This is a genomic window from Actinomycetota bacterium (assembly GCA_041658625.1).
Taxonomy (GTDB): Bacteria; Actinomycetota; JAHEXW01; order JAHEXW01; family JAHEXW01; genus JBAZZW01.
Window position 1 is genome coordinate 477,505 of record JBAZZW010000001.1, and the last position, 19,722, is coordinate 497,226.

A 19,722-nucleotide genomic window follows, 5' to 3' on the forward strand; every position below is an offset into this window, starting at 1 on the left:
TTTAGATGTAGCAGCGAGCGCTGTCAATTCCGTGGGGGGGAATTCCAGTTTCTGTTCCTAGGGTAATTGTTCCTTCTTTGATGTGATATGCAATCCCTCGCGCGCTACAGAATTTAATCACCTTTTCTGCTTGCGAGTTGTAGAACTCCTTGTAGGCTGTATAGCTAGTTGCATGCTTGTTATAGTTCCATTTACCGAAGACAATTCGATCTACAAATGAGATTGCCTCAAGTATCTCACTTAAGTCCTGACGAATGATGTTCGGTGTTGGATAAGGTTCGATACTAATCCAAGTCTTAAGACCAGCATCGTGCAAGCGCTTCAATCCAGCGATTCTCTCTTGCGCGGGAGCTGCGAAAGGCTCAAACCTTTGCCGGAAATCTTCTGAAAGTGAGACAACAGTCGAGCCATATTCGTTGTCCTGATTGAAAACCTTTTCGGAAAGCTCTGCCGGGTAAACACCCTTGCTAATGAGCACAGCTTTCACAGCATCCTGGTTGAGTCTAGCTAAGATTTCTAATGACAGCTGTTGAATCGCTGGCTGCTTGTGCATAAAGGGGTCAGTTGTGAAGCACATGAAGACGTACTCAATCTTATCTTTCAGTCGAGGAAGTTCTTTATCGAGGAGTTCAAGTGCATTTTCGACGATACGCGGCTGAATCCAGTCTTCGTAAGTCTTAATCTTTCCGCAACGTTTCTTGAGCATCATCGCGTAGCACGGATATAAACAACCATGCGAACAGCCCTCAACATGGTTAAGCCCATAATCCGCGTATTCGACTCCGCTTTTATATAAGAGGGTTTTTCGTTCCAGTCTAGATCCATTAAACATCATATAATCCTGCCCTATTAAGCATTGTGGGTTTCAAATTGAGTCATTGAAAGTCTAACATTGTCATTGATTCTCTTCTTGCCAGTCTCTGAATAAAGAACTCCGTCATCAATCAGCGTCTCTATTATCCGTCCATAATCGCCCGAGTGATATATTCGGAACAAACTTGGAATAAGAATCTCCTTTATCTGCCCTCTAGTAATAAGCCCTGCTGCTCTCACCGTATCAACAATATGAGTTCTCAGGACCTTTAAGTCTTTCTCCTCTTCAGCGGGCATCGTTGGGAATAACTTGCCTTCGGAGTAGAAAGCATTTACCTCATTATGCATAATATCGTTCATCGTCTTGATGCCTTCAAAATTATTTGTCGCATAAACCAAATGATACTTGGCCTTGTCTTCCTTATATAGAATGGGACAAGAACCTACGTATCTAAAATACCTCCTGTGCTTGTCCTTATATATTTCAAGCACTCGTATTTCCTTTTCGCGCAACTTCAAGCTTGAATCCTCTAAGACTGCCTCATGCTCATCGCCACCCATAACATCACGAACAAGATCAGGCGAGACTTTAGCCTCTCTCAAGAGAGTCTGAAAGCTGAAATTTATTAAAACCTCTGTTGATTGAAGGACTGCGCGCCCAAGAACTGACTCAAGCTGTGACATTCGCATGCCTTTTAATCCAAATGGGTCAATGTATATAAACATCGGGGACGTTGGCGGTAAACCAGATATTTTAGACGTTAATGCCTCAAAATCACCAGGGACAGGTAGCGCAATCTCCTCTGAAACATACGGTTTGAGCTCATTGGCTAATGTCGAAAAACACTTATCATCTTTTTCAATAAAGACGCCAAATGCTTGCACACCGGTCTTCTGCATTTTTTGAATAATCTTACATATAATTAGTGGTGATCCATCAGTGCCATCGGAATACTTACCGCATCCAGCAAAACCGTCGATAATTATGATTACCTGACCTAGCTTCTTTACCTTTGCGAGGTAAGGGACAAGATACTTTCCAAGAATCGCATCTTTCATCTTCGACCATGGACGTTTCTCTTTAAAGAACTCCGTTGGTTTTTTCACACCCTTGCCTCTCACTTTCCATCTTTAGCCTGGACAATATCAAACATATGTTCGTATGTCAACGCTTGTTCCTAGTGGGGAAGGACACCGGGCCTGGGAGTTTCTTACTTCTCAACTCGCCACGCTCGCTCGAAGAATATTAAGATCGAGCGCCTTTTTGCACGAGTCTAGATTTAGGTGTGGGTGGGAGCCTCGACCCTGGGTTTCCTTCCTCTTTCCCCAAAAAGAGTGCGGCGACACCCTGTGGAAAACCACTCCAGCGCTTTGGAGTGCTGGAGTGGTTTTCCACAACAACGTTTGCTACTTCTCCCCGTAGGGGAGAGGGAACTTCTCGGCTCGCTACGCTCGCTCGAAGAATATTAAAGATCGAGCATGCGGACAAATCACGGACGAGCGGAGAGTATGGTTTGCTTGGCGAAGCGACTTGAAGCACGGGGTCAGGCCCTATCGCTTATGGGGTCAGGCCCCTTATCGAAGCTCTGGTTTTGGGGCCTGACCCCAAAGCACCCCAAAGCAAAAACAATGGTAGGCCGCGAGCCTGCCTGCGGCAGGCAGGCAGCATGCGCGTCTATTTTTGTGAAGTATCCTGAATGAATCTTGAGACGACTTCGGCGGTTTTGTCCTCCAGTAGTACAGCGGCGTTGTCAACGGCGAACTCGAAACTCATCCCCGGCGTCACGAATTGATGCATCTCTTTGACGCCGATGGCCAATAACGGTTCGGCTTCGGGAGTAACGCCGCCGCCGATGGCGATAACCGGAATGCCTTTTGCCTTTGAACGTCTGGCGACGCCCGCGACAACCTTTCCGAAAACCGTCTGCGCGTCGATGTTCCCCTCTCCGGTCAAAACCAGATCAACATCGGTGAGTTTGTGGTCGAACCAGACCGCGTCCATGATTACCTCGACGCCCGACCGCATCTCGGCGCCCAAGAAAGCCATGAGGCCGGCTCCTAAACCGCCTGCCGCGCCCGCGCCCGGAACGTCATCGACATCAACGCCCAATTGCTTTTTTATAACCGAGGCGTAGTGCGCCATGCCTTCATCAAGGCGTTTTACCATTTCCGGAGTCGCGCCTTTCTGCGGCCCGTAAATCACCGCCGCTCCGTCGGGGCCGCTTAACGGATTGCGGACGTCGGAGGCGATAATAATCGTCGCTTCCCGCGCTCCTTTGTCCAGTCCGGTTATGTCGATCTCGGCAACTTGAGACAGATATTGGCCGCTTCCTAAACCCAATTCCATGCCGTTCGGGTCGAAGAAAGTGACCCCCAACGCCTGGGCCATGCCCATTCCTCCGTCGGTTGTGGCGCTGCCTCCGATGCCGATGATTATTTTCATGCAGTTTTCGTGGAGAGCGGCCCGGATCAGTTCGCCGGTGCCGTACGTTGTCGTGATCATCGGATTGCGTTTGTCGGGCGGCACGAGCGCCAGACCCGAAGCCAGCGCCATTTCTATAATGCCGCTGAACATCCCGGTTCCCTTGGCGCCCAAACCCATCTGGCTGATAACGCTCGGACCGATAAGCCCGAATTTGGATCTGACCGCGTTGCCTAACGGCCCCGTAACGGTTATGTTTATCGTTTGGCCTCCGGGAACATTGACCATCGCCTCAACGGTTCCCTCGCCTCCGTCAGCGAGCGGCACCATAACCACGCGAGCGTTCGGAAGGACCCTTCGGATGCCTCGTTCCATCGCCTGGGCTGCCTCCAAGGCGGTCAGGCTACCCTTGAATTTATCCGGGGCGACTAGGATTCTCATTAACCCCTCACTGCCGTTATGGCCATGTCGACCGCCTCTTTAGGGGTTTTTGCCCGGATTAAACTTTCGATATCGCTGTTCGGTCTGGAGAACTCCCATGTATTCAGACCGATAACCGGTTTCCCGGTCTTCATCGCCAGCGCGATTTCCGAAAGCGTCCCGTATTCGCCGTGTACGGCGATGATGGCGTCGGCAGCTCGCACTACCAGGGCGTTTCGCATTTCGCCCATACCGGAAGGGATTGAGACATCTAGGAAACGGCTGGCGCCCACTCTAATATGGTCCGGGAGTATGCCTACGGTCATGCCGCCGGCCGATTTTGCGCCTTCGGCGGCGGCGTCCATAACGCCGCCAAGTCCGCCGCAAATCAGAATGGCTTCGGCTGCGGCCACCAGCCGGCCGACCTCGCGGGCTTCCGCCTTGACTTCATCGGTGCATTGCCCCGAGCCGACCACCGCTATATAGATAGGTATAGGACTCATTGTGCGCTCCCTAATCTAAGACGGCTAGATTATACCACTTCCCACGAGAGACGATTTTGCTAATGACAGGGCCGTTAATTAACGATAAAGTAATTTAGTGACAGAATTTTCGGGAGTTCTATGAATCGTTATCTAGGCGAAAAATGCAAGAACCATCCGATCCTTGACGCCGACGGCCGCTGCGCCACATGCTGGGGCTACTTTTGTGACGCTTGCCTGGAAGACATCGGCAATCATCGGTATTGCGAGGAATGCGCTCCGTCCGCCGTGGAGAAATACAACGCCAAGCAGCAGGTGACTGTGGAAGAACGGAAGCGGCTCGATATGCGTCTGCTTCTCTATACCCTCGTGTTGCTGTTGGCGGTTATAATCGGCGGCTGGATCGTTTATTCCATGGGTGGTATAGACCAGTACTTCGGCAACTATATCGCTTCATATCAGGTATTGAGTAAACCGATTTCTCTAGGTTCCAAGCTGAACGGATTTGAGGTCGCCAAAACCAACAATTTCAACATCTTCTATCACAGCGCTGACTTTGCCAATGTGGTCATTGTTAATGTTGAAGACCATTTCAACAAGATCCTTGGCGACACGCTTATCTATAAGAAGGACGTAATGGCCCGCGGAAAATTCAATATCATTATCGTCGCGGACAACAACGAACTTCAGAAACTCTTTCCTGACGTCCTGACCAACCGCGCGGCCTTGACCGATTACGAAACGAAATCGATTGTTCTGGTTGAGGCAAACGAAACCGGAAACGTGCAGATAGACTTGACTCACGAGCTTGCCCACGCCATATTTTTTGAGCGCATGAGAAGCGGAAACAAGATTCCCAACTGGCTCCATGAGGGACTATCGTCATTCGAGGAAGCCAAATTCGATTCGACGCAAATCGACGCGCGCTGGGCGACTTTCGGTCCCGATATAGTCCAGGGCGGCGGTCTGCCGCTGAATCAACTTGTTCTGACCGACAATACCGGCCCGGAAGAAGTCAACCTGTTCTACGCGGAGAGCTATAGCGTCGTCGCTTATATGATCAACACTTACGGGATGGACAAATTCGTTAAGATGGCGGCCCAGATCCAGAACGGCGGCGAAACAAACAAAGTCATCAACGATGTTTACAAACCCGATCTAACCGGTTTGTCAGACTTAGAAAGGAAATGGCGGGAGTCGCTGGGCTAGGTCGCCTTAACTTCTATAGTAGCTCCGCGATCTGAACGGCGTTAAGCGCCGCCCCTTTCCGCAGATTATCCGACACCAGCCACAAGTTAAGCCCGTTCTCGATCGACTCGTCTTCCCTGATCCGGCCGACAAAACACTCGTCCCGGCCGGCGCCGATAAGCGGAGTTGGCCAGACGCCGTTCTCCGGATCGTCCATTACCTTTACCCCCGGCGCCTTCTCCAGGATCGAGCGCGCCTGCGCGGCGGTAAGTTTCTTCTCGGTCTCGAGGTTGACGGCTTCGCTGTGGCAGATATAGACAGGTACCCGGACGCAGGTCATGGTGACCCGAATCTCGTCGTCGTGAAGCATTTTGCGAGTCTCGTTTAAAAGTTTCATCTCTTCAGTGGTATAGCCGTTCGGCAAGAAGGTCTCAATCTGCGGCAGCACGTTGAAGGCGATTTGCTGCGGGTAGACGTTAGCCTCCGGCTTGTCGCCGGCAACGATCGCCTCGGTCTGACGGCGGAGTTCGTCGATGGCTTTCTGCCCGGTTCCGCTGACCGACTGGAAGGTCGAGACAACGACACGTTTGACGCGAGCGGCGTCATGCAAAGGCTTTAACGGGACGATCATGGCAATGGTGGAACAGTTCGGGTTGGCAATGATCCCTTTATGCAGCTTGACGTCTTCAGGATTGACCTCCGGCACAACCAGAGGAACCTCCGGATCCATCCGCCAGGCGCTGGAGTTATCGATTACAACTGCTCCGGCCGCGGCCGCGTGCGGCGCGAATTCTTTGCTCCGCGCGCTCCCGCAACTGAAAAGCGCGATATCTATGTCCTTAAAAGAATCCGGGGTGAGTTGTTCGACCTCGATGTTCTCGCAGCGGAACTTAAGCCTTTTGCCGACGCTTCGTTCGCTGGCCAATAAGCGGATAGACTTAACCGGAAAATCCCGTTCATCCAGGATCTCCAGCATCTTATTACCAACGGCTCCGGTCGCCCCGGCGACCGCCACATTATACTCTTTCACCGCGAAATCCTTTCTATAATCGGACAATAATCAATTAATTATACACTGAACAGGCAAGCCGTAAAATGGGCAGCAATAATTCCTGGTCAGAAAGGACCACTACATCGCTATATAGCGATGTAGTACCCGTGACCTGGGGTGAGTGGGATAGCAAATCAGAGGGGATTCCCTTAAAGTCCCTTTTAAAGGTCGAGCATGCGGACGAATCACTAACGAGCGGAGAGCATTGTTTGCTCGCCGTGGCGACTTGAAACACGGGGTCAGGCCCTATCGCTTATGAAGAAAGGGCCTGACCCCAAAGCAATAACGATGGTAGGCCGCGAGCCGCATGCTCGTCTCTTTTAACCTTTGTCGAGTTTGAAGTGCTTGTGCAGCTCTTTGACGGCCATTCCTGCCTGATCTTTTTTGATGACACAGGATATCTTAATCGGAGAGGTCGATATCATCTCAATGTTTATTTTGTTCTTTGAGAGGACGCCGAACATGTCCGCCGCCACACCGGGATGCGTCTTCATGCCAGCGCCGATAAGCGACACGGTCGCCATGTCGGCGTCATACAATGAACCTTTCGCGCCCAGCGCCGGGACCAGGTTCTCAACGGTCGCTTTGGCCGCTTTGAGGTTGTCTCTTTCGACGGTGAACGAGATGTCGGTGAAACCAGCGGCGCTGACATTCTGGATGATCGTGTCCACATTTACGCCGTCTTTGGCCAAAGCGCTAAAAACCTTGGCGGCAATACCCGGTTTGTCCGGCACGTCTAGAATCGTTACTTTAGCCTGGCTGGCGTCATATGATATACCGCTGATAATCGGCTTCTCCAACATGTCCTTTTCCCCCTTGATAATAGTGCCGGGATTTTCCGAAAAGCTCGATCGGACGTGGATCGGCACCCCGTAGTTTCTCGCGTATTCAACTGCCCTTAGCTGCATAACCTGAGCCCCGCTGGCCGCCATTTCCAGCATCTCTTCGTACGAGATCATCGGCAGTTTGCGAGCTTCTTTAACCAGCCGCGGGTCAGTGGTAAACACACCCTCGACGTCGGTGAAAATATCACATGACGCGGCTTTCAGCCTGGCCGCCAGCGCAATGGCGGTCAAGTCCGACCCGCCGCGACCGAGCGTCGTCGTATCGTGGTCGACCGTCGCTCCTTGAAAACCGGCGACTATAACGATATTACCCTTGTTAAGCTCTTTCAACAGCCGGTCGGTCTTAATGTCTACAATCTTGGCTTTGGTATGGCTGGTATCGGTAACGATACCAGCTTGACTGCCGGAGAAGGATATGGCGTCGTGTCCGAGCGCTTGTATGGCCATGGCCAGAAGCGCGATGGAAATCTGCTCACCTGTCGCCAGCAATACGTCCATTTCCCGCACGCTGGGATTCTTGGTGATAGCGTGTGCCTTCTCTAACAGCTCGTTGGTCGTATCGCCCAGCGCCGACACCACAACGACGACTTTATCGCCGGCTTCCTTCTGTTTGACGACGCGTTCGGCGACATTCTTTAGTCTCTCTATATTGGCGACGGAACTCCCGCCGAATTTCTGAACTACGATAGCCACTATTCGTCCGCCTTTTCAGTCAACGGCAATATATCCTGCCCTTCCGCTGGTTCGTCCTCGAGAGCTTCGTGCGCTTCCGCGCTTTCAAACGATATCTCTTGCCCCTGTTCTTCTTCAGAGACTTCAACGGTGGCGACTTCCGGCAAGCCGTCTAACGGTTCCTGGGAAATCGCTTCGGCGGCCGACGGTTCTTCTTTGATTTCATCTTGAATGACGCCTAATAGCGCCGACACGGCACCAGAATCGAACTGCCGGCCTGATTCCTTGGTGAATTCCTTTACGATATCATCTGTTTCCAGGGCTGACCGGTACGGACGGTCCGATACCATGGATTCATAGGCGTCGGCGACCGCCAGAATCCTGCCTTCCAGCGGAATCTTATCACCGGCGAGACTGTCGGGGTAGCCCTCTCCGTCAAACCTTTCATGATGGTGTCCCACCGCCCCCAGAACCGGCCAGGGGAAATCGATCGGCTCAAGGATAGAAACACCCAGGCCTGGATGCTGACGGATCTGTTCCTTCTCTTCTTCCGACAGCTGAGCAGGCTTATTTAAGAGATCTTCGCTCAGGCCGATTTTCCCTACATCGTGAAGATACGCGGCGATCTCTACACCGTGGACAGCGTCCACACTCAAGCCCATTTTCTTGGCGATTTTTACGGCTATCTCCGCGACGCCTTCGGAATGGCCCTGCTTGTACGGGTCCTTCGCGTCAATAGCCCGGGAGATGGCTTTCGTCGTCTGGGCGTAACTCTGGTATAGACGTTCATATAAATCGCTTCGATGAACGGCGGCTGAAACCTGGTCAACCAGACCGCTGACAATGTTCACGCTTTCCTCAGTGAAGGGCGTCTCAGACGAGCTTAGGGCCATTAACACACCATCCAACTTCTTGGCCACCAGCAGCGGAAAAAGATAAATATATTTGATTTCGCCCTCGGGGGCGATGGTCTTAAGGGCTTTGACCTGATCAGTTTCCAGAAGCACCCGGTCGCCCTTAGACAACTTGGTGACCGCGTCTTGGCCGAACATATAGATCATTCCGTCCAGACCGGTATTCAGCAGATTATGGGCGTCAACCCGTTCGGCCGGGAATCCGCGCGAGGCATGGATTCGAAGTTGTCCTTGTTCGTTGAAGCGGACAATGGCGCTTGCCTCGGTCTGAAATATCCTGTCCATTTTGTTCAAGACGTATTTCTCGATTTCGCTTATATCGGCCAGGCTATTCAACGTCCGGCTGACATCATTGGAGGTAACCGTCAGTCTGACCAACTGATTAAAAGAGGCCGCCAGTTCAGCCATCTCGCGGGGCTTTTTGACCTCAATTTCAACGTCATATTGTCCCGCGGATGCCTGATCTAGGCCTTCCGTAATCATGCGAATGGGCTTTAAGACAACGCCCGAACCATGCCAGAACATCAGCACGGCCAACAGGATACCTATCACGTAGATCGAGACAACGACTAACCGCATCAACAGAAGATCCGGCAGCGCCTCTTCGATCGGTCTCACAATCAGAAGACCTAAGCCCGTGGCTTTAACCGGAACGTATCCGGCAATCGTCCCCTCGCCCCCCAGGCCTCCGGTTTCGCTCCCTGTTTCTCCGGCCACTACATTTTTAACCGCGACGAAACCGCGAATGTTCTCTTGCTTGACGACGCGGGTCTCGTCGGGATGCCAGACAAGCGAACCCCGGCGATCGACCAAAACGGCGTACCCGCTTTGGCCGATATCTAAATTCTTAAGATACTCGGCCACGACGCCGGCGCTCATCGACAAAACGCTGTTAAGGGTACCACTATGGGTTCCGTCAGCCTGCTTGATAGGCGCCGAGACAACTATTTGGACATCGCGGCCTTCGATAAAGACATCGGAGAAAAACGGTTTGCCCATTTCCATGGGCTTGCGAAAATATTCAGCGTTGCTGAAATTTCGTCCGGCCGCGTAGGAAGGGTGCTCCGGCGTTGCCGCTATAATCACGCCGTTCGCGTCGATGACGAACATCTCTTTGATTTCTGGGTTTGTTGCCTCGGCCAAAGCCATTACCGGGGTTTGTTGGGCCGGATCCATGGTTACTATACCCGGCAAAGCCGCCAGCCTTTCCATGGCCGACGCGTTTTGTCGTAAAGCCTGGCTTACCCTACCCGCGGCAACGGCCGCCAAACCGGCCGTATTATCGCCGGCGCGTTGGACAAGCCAATCCGGAACAATTAGCTCCCCAACAACCAATAAGACAGTCAAGAATAAGACCGCTACGAGCAGGACGATTAGAAACTGCCCTCTTAGCCCATAGCGGCCTTTGACTTTTTCCCGAGTCATTCTCTGTTACACGCCCGAGAGCTTTTCCAGTTTTGCCCAGTCCCTATCGACTTGCGCCTGCAATTCTTCTACGACGTTTTTGTTCTCGTCTTTCAGCAGGTGCTTGAATCGTCCCTGCGGCGACAGCCATTCCGCCACCGGTATCTCTTTCTTGGGCTGGTACGTTATCTTATGTTCGCCTTCCATGACCTCATATAACGGCCAGTACTTCGTCTCGACGGCCTGCCGGGCGAACTCGATGGTCTGGTCTGACGGGAACCGCCAGCCCCGCGGGCATGGCGCCAATACGTTAATAAACGCCGGGCCGTTATACTCAAAAGCCTTCTCGGCTTTACCGACAAGATCTCGCCAGTGGCTGGGACTCGCCTGGGCAACGTATCCACCATGGGCGGCCATAATCTCGGTCAGATTCTTTCGGTGCACGCGTTTGCCCGCTTGCGCCTTGCCGACTTCGGAAGTCGTAGTCCAAGCGCCCATCGGTGTCGCTCCGCTTCTCTGAATACCCGTGTTCATGTAGGCCTCGTTGTCATAGCAGACGTAAACGAAATTATGGCCCCTTTCGAAAGCGCCGCTCAACGACTGGAACCCGATGTCGTAGGTGCCACCGTCGCCGCCGAAGCAGACGAAGTTGACCTCTTCCTTCATTTTGCCCTGCTTTAGCCAAGCCTGATAAGCGGCCTCTACTCCCGAGATTGTCGCCGACGCGTTTTCAAACGCGTTATGGATAAAGGGACTCCTCCAGGCGGTAAACGGATAAATGGTGGTCGAAACCTCCAGGCAGCCGGTGGCCGACGCCACTATGACCGGTTTCTTGGAGGACTTAAGAATCATCCTCACGACGATCGACGCCCCGCAACCGGCGCATAGGCGATGGCCCGGGGAGAGGATGTCTTGTTTCTGCGAAAGTTCTTTTATTGTGGCGACCATGCCCTTACTCCTTTATGCCTAGGTGGCGGACCAATTGACCGGTCTTGCCCGTCTTGGCGATGTTCGCTAAGTCTTCGTAAACGGACCGTAGATGGCCGACCAGGATGTCGCGCCCGCCGAGGCCGTATATGTAATTGACCAAGGGCAGCAATACGCCCGCCTGGTACAACGCCGATTGGACGTCCTCAAAAACCGGTCCGCCAAGGTCGACGTATCCGGGTGAACGGTCCAAAACGGCGACCGCTTTACAGTTCTTGATGGCGGCGGCGATTTCCTCCGCCGGGAAAGGCCGATAGAGCCTGATCTTCAGCAAGCCGGCCTTGACGCCTTCGTTTCGCAAACTGTCGACAACCGTCTTGGTGGTCCCGGCCGTCGAGCCGATAACCATAATGGCGAACTCCGCGTCGTCCATCTTGTATGCCTCAAACAGTCCGTATTCCCGGCCAGACAATTTGGCATAATCTTTGGCTACGTCCAGGGTTACTTGCTTGGCATTCGCCAGGGCGTCCATCTGCGCCTTCTTGTACTCAAAGAACCAGCCGCCCAAGCCGTCAAACGCGCCGACCGTAACGGGATTGTCGATATCAAGCAAGGGGTGTTCCGCCTTCCAGGTGCCGACAAACTTCTTAACCTTATCGGCTTCCAGCACCTCGACGCGCTGAATCGCGTGGGAGATGACGAATCCGTCCATCATGCACATAACCGGCAACTGAACATCCTGGTGTTCGGCGATCCTGACCGCCTGGATGAAGTTGTCGTAAGCTTCCTGGGCGTTTTCCGCGAAGATCTGTACCCAACCCGTGTCCCGCGCTCCCATCGTGTCGGAGTGATCGCAATGGATATTGATGGGGGCGCTGATGGACCGGTTGACGTCGAACATGACGATCGGCAAACGCAGTCCTGACGCGATTGGGAGGACTTCCCACATCAGCGCTAATCCCTGCGAACTCGTGCAAGTCATTGTCCTGGCTCCGGCCGCGGCCGCGCCGACGCATATACTCATCGCTGAATGCTCGCTTTCGGCGGGCACGAATTCCGTCGCCACCTCGCCTCGCGCGACATACTCGGCATAGGCTTCGACGATGATCGTCTGTGGGGTGATCGGATAAACCCCGACCACGTCCGGCTCGACTGCTTTCATTGCTTCGGCGACAGCGACGTCACCGGTGATTGCTTTAATTTCCGGCATAATCCGCTCCCCTCCTATCCGTTTTCCATGTCGATCGCGTCCTTGGGGCACTCGACCGCGCAAATGCCGCAACCTTTACAGTGCTTAAGGTCGAAACCGACCAGCTTGCCGTCTTTAACGATAACCGCGGAATCCGGGCAATACATATAGCAGAAAAGACAATGTATGCACTTATCGAAATCGCACTCCGGGTGTTTTGTGCGCCAGCCGCCCGTCTCGTAATCTTCGGCCGTGCCTCCCGCCGGGATAACCGCTCCGCGCGGGATGTTCTTGGCGTTTATATTCTTATAATCCCACTTCTTGCTCATGCCGCCCTCACCTCTTCATACGCTCTGGTCAGCGCCTTTACGTTGCCCTCAACGACTTCCGGCGAGAACTTGCCGCCGAAAGAATCGCGCAGGTGCTTGGAAACTGTATCCAGGTTGAGCACGCCGCTGGCCTTGATAAGCGCTCCCAGCATCGGGGTGTTGGGAATCGCCCGGCCGATCTCTTCCTTAGCGATCTTCGAAGCGTCAACCGTGAACACCTTGCCGTTTTTTACTCCTAATTTTTTCTTGACGGCGGCAGGGTCTTCCAACGTGTTGACGATTACGGCGCCTCCCTCGGCCAGTCCCTCGGTCAAATTAACCTGCCCGATAAGAGTCGGGTCCAACACGACGACCATATTCGGGTTGTCGACGTTGCAGTACAAATTGATTTGGTCCGCGCTAACCCGGCTGAAGGCGCGGATCGGCGCTCCCATCCGTTCCGGCCCAAATTCCGGAAACGACTGGAAATGCTTACCCTCGACCAGCGCCGATTGGGCCAACAGCTGGGCGGCGGTGACGACGCCTTGGCCGCCCCGGCCGTGCCAGCGAATCTCACATAATTCCGACATATCTGCTCCTTTTTTCCTATCGAGTTTCTTATTTATTATTTTTGATTTCTTATTTATTCCGGCATCTCGCGCCGGCCGCGGAGAGCCGAACCGAGCGTAACTTCATCAGCATATTCCAAATCGCCGCCGACAGGCAACCCGCTGGCCAGACGGGTAACAGTTATGTCCAGCGGTCGGATGAGTTTGGTCAGGTACATCGCTGTCGCTTCTCCTTCGATATTAGGATTGGTAGCGATGATAATCTCTTTGACTTTGCCGTCCTCAAGCCTTTTGAGCAGCTCTTTTATTCTCAGGTCCTCCGGCCCGATACCGTCAATCGGAGAAATCGCCGCTCCCAGAACGTGATACCGGCCGTGAAATTCACCGGTCCGTTCCATCGCCACGATATCCCTCGGTTCCTCGACGACACAGATTAAGCTATCGTCCCGGCGGCTATCCCGGCAGTATTCGCACAAAGGCTCGTCGGTCATGTTGAAACACACCGGACAAAATTTTACCTTGTCTTTCAGGTGGACGATTGCCTCAGCCAGCCCCTCGGCGTCGTCCCGGCTGACTTTCAGAAGATAGAAGGCCAGCCTTTGAGCCGACTTCGGACCGATACCGGGCAGTTTGTTCAGTTGATCGATAAGGTCGCTTATTGGAGTAGCGTACATCCGGCTACATCAATCCTGGTATGTTCATGCCGCCGGTCATCTTCTGCATCAGTGCGGCCTGCAGCTCGCGGGCTTGCTCCCCCGCCTCGTTGACGGCGACCAGCACCATGTCCTGCAGCATTTCCACGTCGTCCGGATCAACGGCTTCGGGTTTGATCTCGATTGCCAGAATATCGCCCTGACCGTTGGCGGTGACCTTTACCATTCCTCCGCCTGAGGTCGCCTCGACGGTCTCATTCTTCAAGTTCTCCTGGGCTTTGGCCATATCTTGCTGCATTTTTTGCGCTTGCTTCATCATCTGGTTGTAATTAACCTTCATCTTTCCTCTCTTTTTTGCTAACGACTGTAGCGTCGAATAGTCCTTCCAGCCTGGAAATGCTTTCTTTCTCGTTTACGCCGGACGCTTCCTCCTGCGGGGGCGGGGCGTCGGGTGAATCGGGCGGCGGCGGAATGTCCTCGGAATTGTCAGCCACGAGGCGTGAGCCACGAGGCGTGAGTGGATCCTCCGTGGGCTCCGGCGTTGCTTTTTGTTTTTCCTCGCGGCTCAAGGCTCCCGGCTCACGGCTTGTTGTTCCCATCACGCATTTGATCGTGTATGGTTTTCCGGTAACGTCTCGCAACACGCCTTCGACGAACTTTCGAGTCGGGTCTTTCTCAATGCCTTTCATGTGAAACTCAGCCCGTTCGTTGAATTCCAGAACGACCGTCTTGCCTTCGATCGCGGTCGGGAGGCATTCGATGATCAATGAGTATGTTGACATCTTCTGCTTCTTAACCTGCTCTAAGACCGCCTTCCAGGCCCGCTTAACCGTGTCGAGCTCGTGACCTGCGGGGACTGGACTTTTTGGTTTGGTCTCGGATTTTGATCCACCACGCACGAGATCAGCCGGCAAAGAAGGCGGCGTGTCGGTTCCCGCAGCTGATTTGCGGGGTGCTGCAGGATGACTCTTTTCGGAAAGCTTCTCTACGCCCTTTGCTTTCTGCTCTTTGCTCTCTGCCCTATGCTCTTTGCTAATTGGTTCTTCCTCGCGGCTCGCGGCTCGCGGCTCATGGCTGCCTGTTAACTTCACCAGCGCGAGTTCCAGAGCAAGCCGCGGGTCGGCCGCGTAACGCATTTCGTTGTTCAATACGCTCAGAGCCTCGATGACGCGGGTTAAGTCCGCCGGTGCAAAACCACCGGCTTGGCTCTCGAGCCTTTTCAGCTCCTCGGCTGTCGCGTTGACAACCTCGGCGTGATCTTTAGTGTTCCTTATTACGAACAGGTTGCGGAAATGCTCGGTTATGTCCTTGGCGAATTGCCGTAGGTCCCAACCGGCTTCCACGATTTCATTGATGAAGCGAAGAGTACCGGCGGTGTCCCGGGTTTGGATTAAGTCAGCCATCCGGAAAAGCAAGTTGGCGTCGACTATCCCCAACATGGCCGTAACGTCGGCCACCCGAATGACGCTGCCGGTATACGATGACAGCTGGTCTAGGGTGGAAATGGCGTCTCGCATCCCGCCTTTGGCTTGCTTGGCGATCAGGGCGATGCTGACGTCGTCGATATCGATGTTTTCGGCGCCGGCGATGCCGCGCAGTCGGCCGGCCAGTTCGTCGGTCTTTAAACGGCGGAAGTCAAACCTCTGGCAGCGCGACAGAATCGTCGGCAGCACTTTGTGCGGTTCGGTCGTGGCTAATATGAAAACCACGTGCGAGGGAGGCTCTTCCAACATCTTCAAGAGCGCGTTAAAGGCCTCCGGCGTCAGCATGTGAACCTCATCGATGATATAAACCTTTGTGCCGCCGCCCGCCGGCGTGAACTTCACCTTTTCCCGGAGATCGCGGATCTCGTCAATCCCGCGGTTGGAGGCCGCGTCTATCTCCACAACATCGAGTCCTGAGCCGGCGGTTATGGCGACGCACACAGCGCATGTGTTGCATGGTTTCACCGTCGGACCTTTGGCGCAGTTCAACGCCTTGGCCAGGATTTTGGCGATAGACGTTTTGCCGGTACCCCGAGGGCCGGAAAAAAGATAGGCGTGGGCGACGCGATTGTCTTTCAGCGCGTTCGTAAGGGTCCGGATGATGTGTTCCTGGCCGACAACGTCCTCAAAGGTTTGCGGGCGCCATTTTCTATACAGCGTTACGTAGCCCAAAAGTACACTCCATCACTTGAAAGGGATAAGAGTTAGTATAGCACGCGTTTGTTTAGTTAATCACCAAGTTCGCATCTCTTTGAGGATGTCCGCGAATGTCGTATAAGGGGTATAGTCCAGGCCTCTTTCGTGGCAATAGGTTATTAGTTTGTGCTTGGCAAAGATGACATCGCTCTCGTGCGCAATGCACCTGTCCGACCACCCGTCGCCTATATATACGATCTTGTTTTCCGGCGTCTTGAACGTGTGGAATATGGTGGTCTTGCAATTACCGCACGTGTTGCACTCCTCGTTGGTATGCGGAAACTCGGTCACAATCGAGCCACCCTTGAACTCCAGATGGTTGCTGAAAATCTCGATGTCTTTGATGCCATGGTTGTCAAAAATCCTGTCGATGTAATAGTCGAAACCGTCGCTAATCACGGTCAACGGGTGTTTCTCGGTCCGGCAATAGTCCAGGAAATCCTTAAAATGGGGGTCAATCTTGATTGTTTTCAAGAAGGCGTCCAACTCGGTTTGCGACGCCCGTACCAAAGCATACTGTTCGGACATGCATTCGTGTGAGTTGATCAGACCTTCACGCCACGCCGTCTCGATTTCTTCCCATTCGGGTGAGGCGAATTTCTCAAGCAGGGTATCGGTAACGTCTTGCTTGGATATCGTTCCATCGAAATCACAAAGGATTACTGTATGGTTCACGTTTATTTCTTAAGTGCCCTGACCAGACACTGTTCAAAAAGGTTAGTGGCCATCTCCATTTCGCTTTCGGTGATGTCGAAGATGGGCGCCAGCGTGAAAACGTTCTTATAGTAGCCGCCGACGTCCAGGATCAAACCGTATTTCTTGCCTTTGTAATCGAGGTTGGCGTGCAGGCCTTCTTCAAAAATCGCGTCGCACAGTTCGCGGTCTGGTGTAAAACCGTCGTCCGTCGTAATCTCGACGCGAAGCGTCAGTCCGATACCGTCCACGTCCCCGATGTTCGGGTATTTTTTCTTAAGTTCCCGCAAAAGTCCTAAGAAATACTCGCCTTTCTTGTCGATCTTGGCGCCCAGGTCCGGATCTTCCTCCATCAACTTCAGGTTTTCCAGCGCCACAGCCGTGCCAAGGCTGTTTGAGCTGAACGTGGAATGAGTCGAGCCTGGTGGGAATTTCTCGGGAGAAATCAACGCCTCTTTGGCCCATATGCCGGATAACGGATTCAATCCGTTGGTCAGGGCCTTGCCGAAAACCATAACGTCTGGTGTAATACCGAAATTCTCTAAGGCGAACATCTTTCCGGTCCTGAACCAGGCCATCTGAATCTCGTCGTCGACTATCAAGATGTTATATTTATCGCAAACCCGTTTCAGTTCAGGGAAATATCCTTCAGGCGGAATCACGTAGCCGCCGGTGCCCTGGACCGCCTCGACAAAGATGGCGAAGAACTCGCTCTCCTTGGCTTTGGCGTCCCAAACACTGTAGTACTCTGACTCGAACATCTTTTCAAACTGCTTGATACAGTAAAATCCGCAGTCTTTCTTTTGTTTGCCGTAATAGCAGCGGTAGCAGTACGGATAAGGAATAAACAGGGCGCGGTCTCCGAAATGACCATAACGGCGGCGGTACCGGTAACTCGATGTAATGGCGCTGGCGCCTAATGTCCGCCCGTGGTAACCGCCCATATAGGCGAAAACCAGGTTTTTGCCCACATGGTTGCGGATAAGTTTGATAGCGTCGTCAACTGCTTGAGCGCCGCCGACGTTGAAGTGGACGCGGCCCTTTTCTCCGAACTTGGCCTCAGCCAATTGGCCGATCTTCGCGGCCAGCAAAATTTTCTCCTCGTGCAGATATTGACAGGCGCATTGCGGCAGTGTGTCGAGCTGTTTCTTCATCGCCGAGTCCAGCCTCTCGTTCTTATATCCGAAGCTAGAGGCTGAATACCACATTTGCAGGTCAAAATAGGGCGTATTGTCGCTGTCATAGAGATACTGGCCTTCACAGCGCCGGAAGATTTTTGGTGGGTCGCTGTAGTGGACAGTGTCTCCGTACGAGCAATATTGCTTTTCGAGGGCCAAAAGGTCCTTATCGTTCAAAATGTCCCACTCCTTATGGATTCTTGATGACGACGATGGGCGTCATCTCATCAAAGTTACCAAAAGGGTTGCTTTTTAGCAAATCAGCAACCCTATTCTTATCGACGCCGTCCGACGCGCCCAGCGTCGTCGAGGCGACGTAACTGCAGTCCATTATGGCCGTGTCAACGCCTGTTTTGGTCTTTATCGATTCGGCCAGCGTGTCAGGTTCTTCCGGCGCCAGGATGACGTATTTGTTGTAGGGCGGAATGGTGCCGGTGCCGTCGCCGGCATCGTCTATGATCGTTACTTTCTCGCCGGCTATCCTGTAGAAATCGCCTTTGCGGCCGAAAAGCCGGGTGATGCCGCCGACTATCGCGGCAACAGTTACTCGAAAATAGCCGGCTTCGTTGAAGGCCGCCTGCATGCCCTCCGGGCTGTGCTGGCTGGAGGCCGGATTGACGAACCTGCAAATTATGCGGGCCAAAAAACTGACCTTCATCTCCGGCGCATAGACGATTCTTTGCTGTGAGATGGAGGCAAGCTTCTGCGCAACCGCAACTATATCGCCAGGTCTGGCGACATTCTTTACATACCCGGCGACGAACTCAGGCAAGTCGTCTTTCTCCGTGTACAGCCGGGTCTCAATCGGTATAAGTTCGGACAATAATAACTCCTTGAGTAGCAAAGCGCTAAGGGCTTAGAGCTCGGAGCAAGTACTAAGGCACGTATCTCTGCTCTATGCTATCCGCTGTCCCATAGCTTTGCTCTTAGCCAGATTGTGGCCGCGCACCCTTCCCTCGACTCGGGCGCCGCGCGCTTCAGACCGGAACGAGACTCCCTCCAGGTTTTTCTACCGCACATGGAAGACATTGTTTACCGTTGCTTCCTTCCGGACCTGGCGGGGTTCACAAGCTTCCATTGCGTAGGACCTGGGGATCAACGCCCCCTCCCGGCCAGGCTGCCGCTTGACCGAAAGCCTCAAGATGGGAGTTCAGCCCCGCTATAGCGGATTGCGAGTACAGGGCACCGCTGGTTCCCCGCCTAGCACGACCACGCCAACTATTATATCACGAAGAATAATGCCTCTTAGCTACCACTCCAGCACTCCAAAGCGCTGGAGTGGTTTTCCACAGGCAAATAATTTTTAGTTCGAGATTAAACCGAAGAGTAGTGTTCATCTATGTAACTCCAGTACTCCATAGCGCTGGAGTGGTTTTCCACAGGGCTTGTTAGGTTTTTCTTATCATGACTAGCAGCATCTTAAACTTGGTAAGCGCTTTTAAGGCATGCGGCATTTCGGCGGGGAGGATAATCATATCGCCATTTTGTGCCACAGAAGTACTATCCGCGATCCGGATCTCCGCGCGCCCGTCGGCGACGTAGACTAACGCGTCGAACGGAGCGGTGTGTTCGCTCAAGCCCTGGCCTTCGTCAAACGCGAACATTGTTACCGTACCGGTGTCCTTCTTGATAATCTCGCGACTGACAACAGCGCCGTCTTGATAGTCTACAAGTGACGCCAGCTTGAGCGCCTTCCCGACAAGATCCGATGGTTTATCCATTTTCTCCACTCCTCTACCAGTATTTGTCTATGTAAAAAGGGTATCACAACCCGGGGAGCTGCTCGGGGTTAAGCTTCCGAGGAAAGAAACAAA

19 protein-coding genes and 1 other RNA gene are annotated in these 19,722 nt (G+C 53.2%); 1 reads left to right on the forward strand and 19 read right to left on the reverse strand.

Annotation, left to right across the window (positions count from 1 at the left end):
• Position 1: 1 nt before the first annotated feature.
• From WC891_02320 to WC891_02335, 4 genes are all read right to left on the reverse strand, one after another.
• Entirely contained in the window at positions 2–709 is a 708-nt protein-coding gene (locus WC891_02320) for a radical SAM protein (GenBank protein ID MFA5866788.1), read from the reverse strand.
• Between the two features lie 140 nt (positions 710–849).
• A complete protein-coding gene (gene tcmP, locus WC891_02325) occupies positions 850–1,920 on the reverse strand; it encodes a three-Cys-motif partner protein TcmP (protein MFA5866789.1) in 1,071 nt (356 codons plus the stop codon).
• A 568-nt stretch (positions 1,921–2,488) separates the two neighbouring features.
• Positions 2,489–3,676 (reverse strand): glycerate kinase, encoded by a 1,188-nt coding sequence (locus WC891_02330; protein MFA5866790.1) that lies wholly within the window; start codon positions 3,674–3,676, stop codon positions 2,489–2,491.
• Positions 3,676–4,158: a TIGR00725 family protein gene (locus tag WC891_02335; protein ID MFA5866791.1), complete on the reverse strand. Its 483-nt coding sequence runs from the start codon at positions 4,156–4,158 to the stop codon at positions 3,676–3,678. Before WC891_02335 ends, WC891_02330 begins: the two co-directional genes overlap by 1 nt.
• A gap of 120 nt (positions 4,159–4,278) precedes the next feature.
• Between WC891_02335 and WC891_02340 the strand changes: the two genes are divergently transcribed.
• Positions 4,279–5,346 carry a peptidase MA family metallohydrolase gene (locus WC891_02340; protein MFA5866792.1) on the forward strand — a complete coding sequence of 356 codons (1,068 nt, stop codon included), beginning with the start codon at positions 4,279–4,281 and terminating at the stop codon, positions 5,344–5,346.
• Between the two features lie 13 nt (positions 5,347–5,359).
• Here WC891_02340 and WC891_02345 read toward each other — a convergent pair whose 3' ends face one another.
• The 15 genes from WC891_02345 to WC891_02415 all read right to left on the reverse strand — a co-directional run bounded on the left by WC891_02345 (position 5,360) and on the right by WC891_02415 (position 19,629).
• Entirely contained in the window at positions 5,360–6,355 is a 996-nt protein-coding gene (locus tag WC891_02345) for an aspartate-semialdehyde dehydrogenase (GenBank protein MFA5866793.1), read from the reverse strand.
• A gap of 341 nt (positions 6,356–6,696) precedes the next feature.
• Positions 6,697–7,914: an aspartate kinase gene (locus WC891_02350; protein ID MFA5866794.1), complete on the reverse strand. Its 1,218-nt coding sequence runs from the start codon at positions 7,912–7,914 to the stop codon at positions 6,697–6,699.
• On the reverse strand, positions 7,914–10,232 hold the full coding sequence (locus WC891_02355; protein MFA5866795.1) for an HD domain-containing phosphohydrolase: 2,319 nt from the start codon (positions 10,230–10,232) through the stop codon (positions 7,914–7,916). The genes WC891_02350 and WC891_02355 overlap by 1 nt, the downstream gene beginning before the upstream one ends.
• A gap of 6 nt (positions 10,233–10,238) precedes the next feature.
• A complete protein-coding gene (locus tag WC891_02360) occupies positions 10,239–11,159 on the reverse strand; it encodes a thiamine pyrophosphate-dependent enzyme (GenBank protein MFA5866796.1) in 921 nt (306 codons plus the stop codon).
• Between the two features lie 4 nt (positions 11,160–11,163).
• The gene (porA, locus tag WC891_02365; protein MFA5866797.1) at positions 11,164–12,348 is read right to left on the reverse strand and encodes a pyruvate ferredoxin oxidoreductase; all 1,185 of its coding nucleotides are present in this window, start codon (positions 12,346–12,348) and stop codon (positions 11,164–11,166) included.
• 14 nt (positions 12,349–12,362) lie between these two features.
• A complete protein-coding gene (locus WC891_02370; GenBank protein ID MFA5866798.1) occupies positions 12,363–12,656 on the reverse strand; it encodes a 4Fe-4S binding protein in 294 nt (97 codons plus the stop codon).
• Positions 12,653–13,225 (reverse strand): 2-oxoacid:acceptor oxidoreductase family protein, encoded by a 573-nt coding sequence (locus tag WC891_02375; protein ID MFA5866799.1) that lies wholly within the window; start codon positions 13,223–13,225, stop codon positions 12,653–12,655. The genes WC891_02370 and WC891_02375 overlap by 4 nt, the downstream gene beginning before the upstream one ends.
• Positions 13,226–13,278: 53 nt before the next feature.
• Positions 13,279–13,878, reverse strand: a complete 600-nt coding sequence (recR, locus tag WC891_02380; GenBank protein MFA5866800.1) for a recombination mediator RecR — start codon at positions 13,876–13,878, stop codon at positions 13,279–13,281.
• A gap of 4 nt (positions 13,879–13,882) precedes the next feature.
• On the reverse strand, positions 13,883–14,197 hold the full coding sequence (locus WC891_02385; GenBank protein MFA5866801.1) for a YbaB/EbfC family nucleoid-associated protein: 315 nt from the start codon (positions 14,195–14,197) through the stop codon (positions 13,883–13,885).
• On the reverse strand, positions 14,187–16,013 hold the full coding sequence (gene dnaX, locus WC891_02390) for a DNA polymerase III subunit gamma/tau (protein MFA5866802.1): 1,827 nt from the start codon (positions 16,011–16,013) through the stop codon (positions 14,187–14,189). The genes WC891_02385 and dnaX overlap by 11 nt, the downstream gene beginning before the upstream one ends.
• 60 nt (positions 16,014–16,073) lie before the next feature.
• Positions 16,074–16,712: an MtnX-like HAD-IB family phosphatase gene (locus tag WC891_02395; GenBank protein MFA5866803.1), complete on the reverse strand. Its 639-nt coding sequence runs from the start codon at positions 16,710–16,712 to the stop codon at positions 16,074–16,076.
• A gap of 2 nt (positions 16,713–16,714) precedes the next feature.
• Entirely contained in the window at positions 16,715–18,085 is a 1,371-nt protein-coding gene (locus WC891_02400; GenBank protein ID MFA5866804.1) for an aspartate aminotransferase family protein, read from the reverse strand.
• A 13-nt stretch (positions 18,086–18,098) separates the two neighbouring features.
• On the reverse strand, positions 18,099–18,731 hold the full coding sequence (locus WC891_02405) for a coenzyme F420-0:L-glutamate ligase (protein ID MFA5866805.1): 633 nt from the start codon (positions 18,729–18,731) through the stop codon (positions 18,099–18,101).
• Between the two features lie 118 nt (positions 18,732–18,849).
• Positions 18,850–19,117, reverse strand: an RNA gene (gene ffs / locus WC891_02410) — signal recognition particle sRNA large type.
• Between the two features lie 179 nt (positions 19,118–19,296).
• Positions 19,297–19,629, reverse strand: a complete 333-nt coding sequence (locus tag WC891_02415; GenBank protein ID MFA5866806.1) for a cupin domain-containing protein — start codon at positions 19,627–19,629, stop codon at positions 19,297–19,299.
• Positions 19,630–19,722 lie beyond the last annotated feature (93 nt).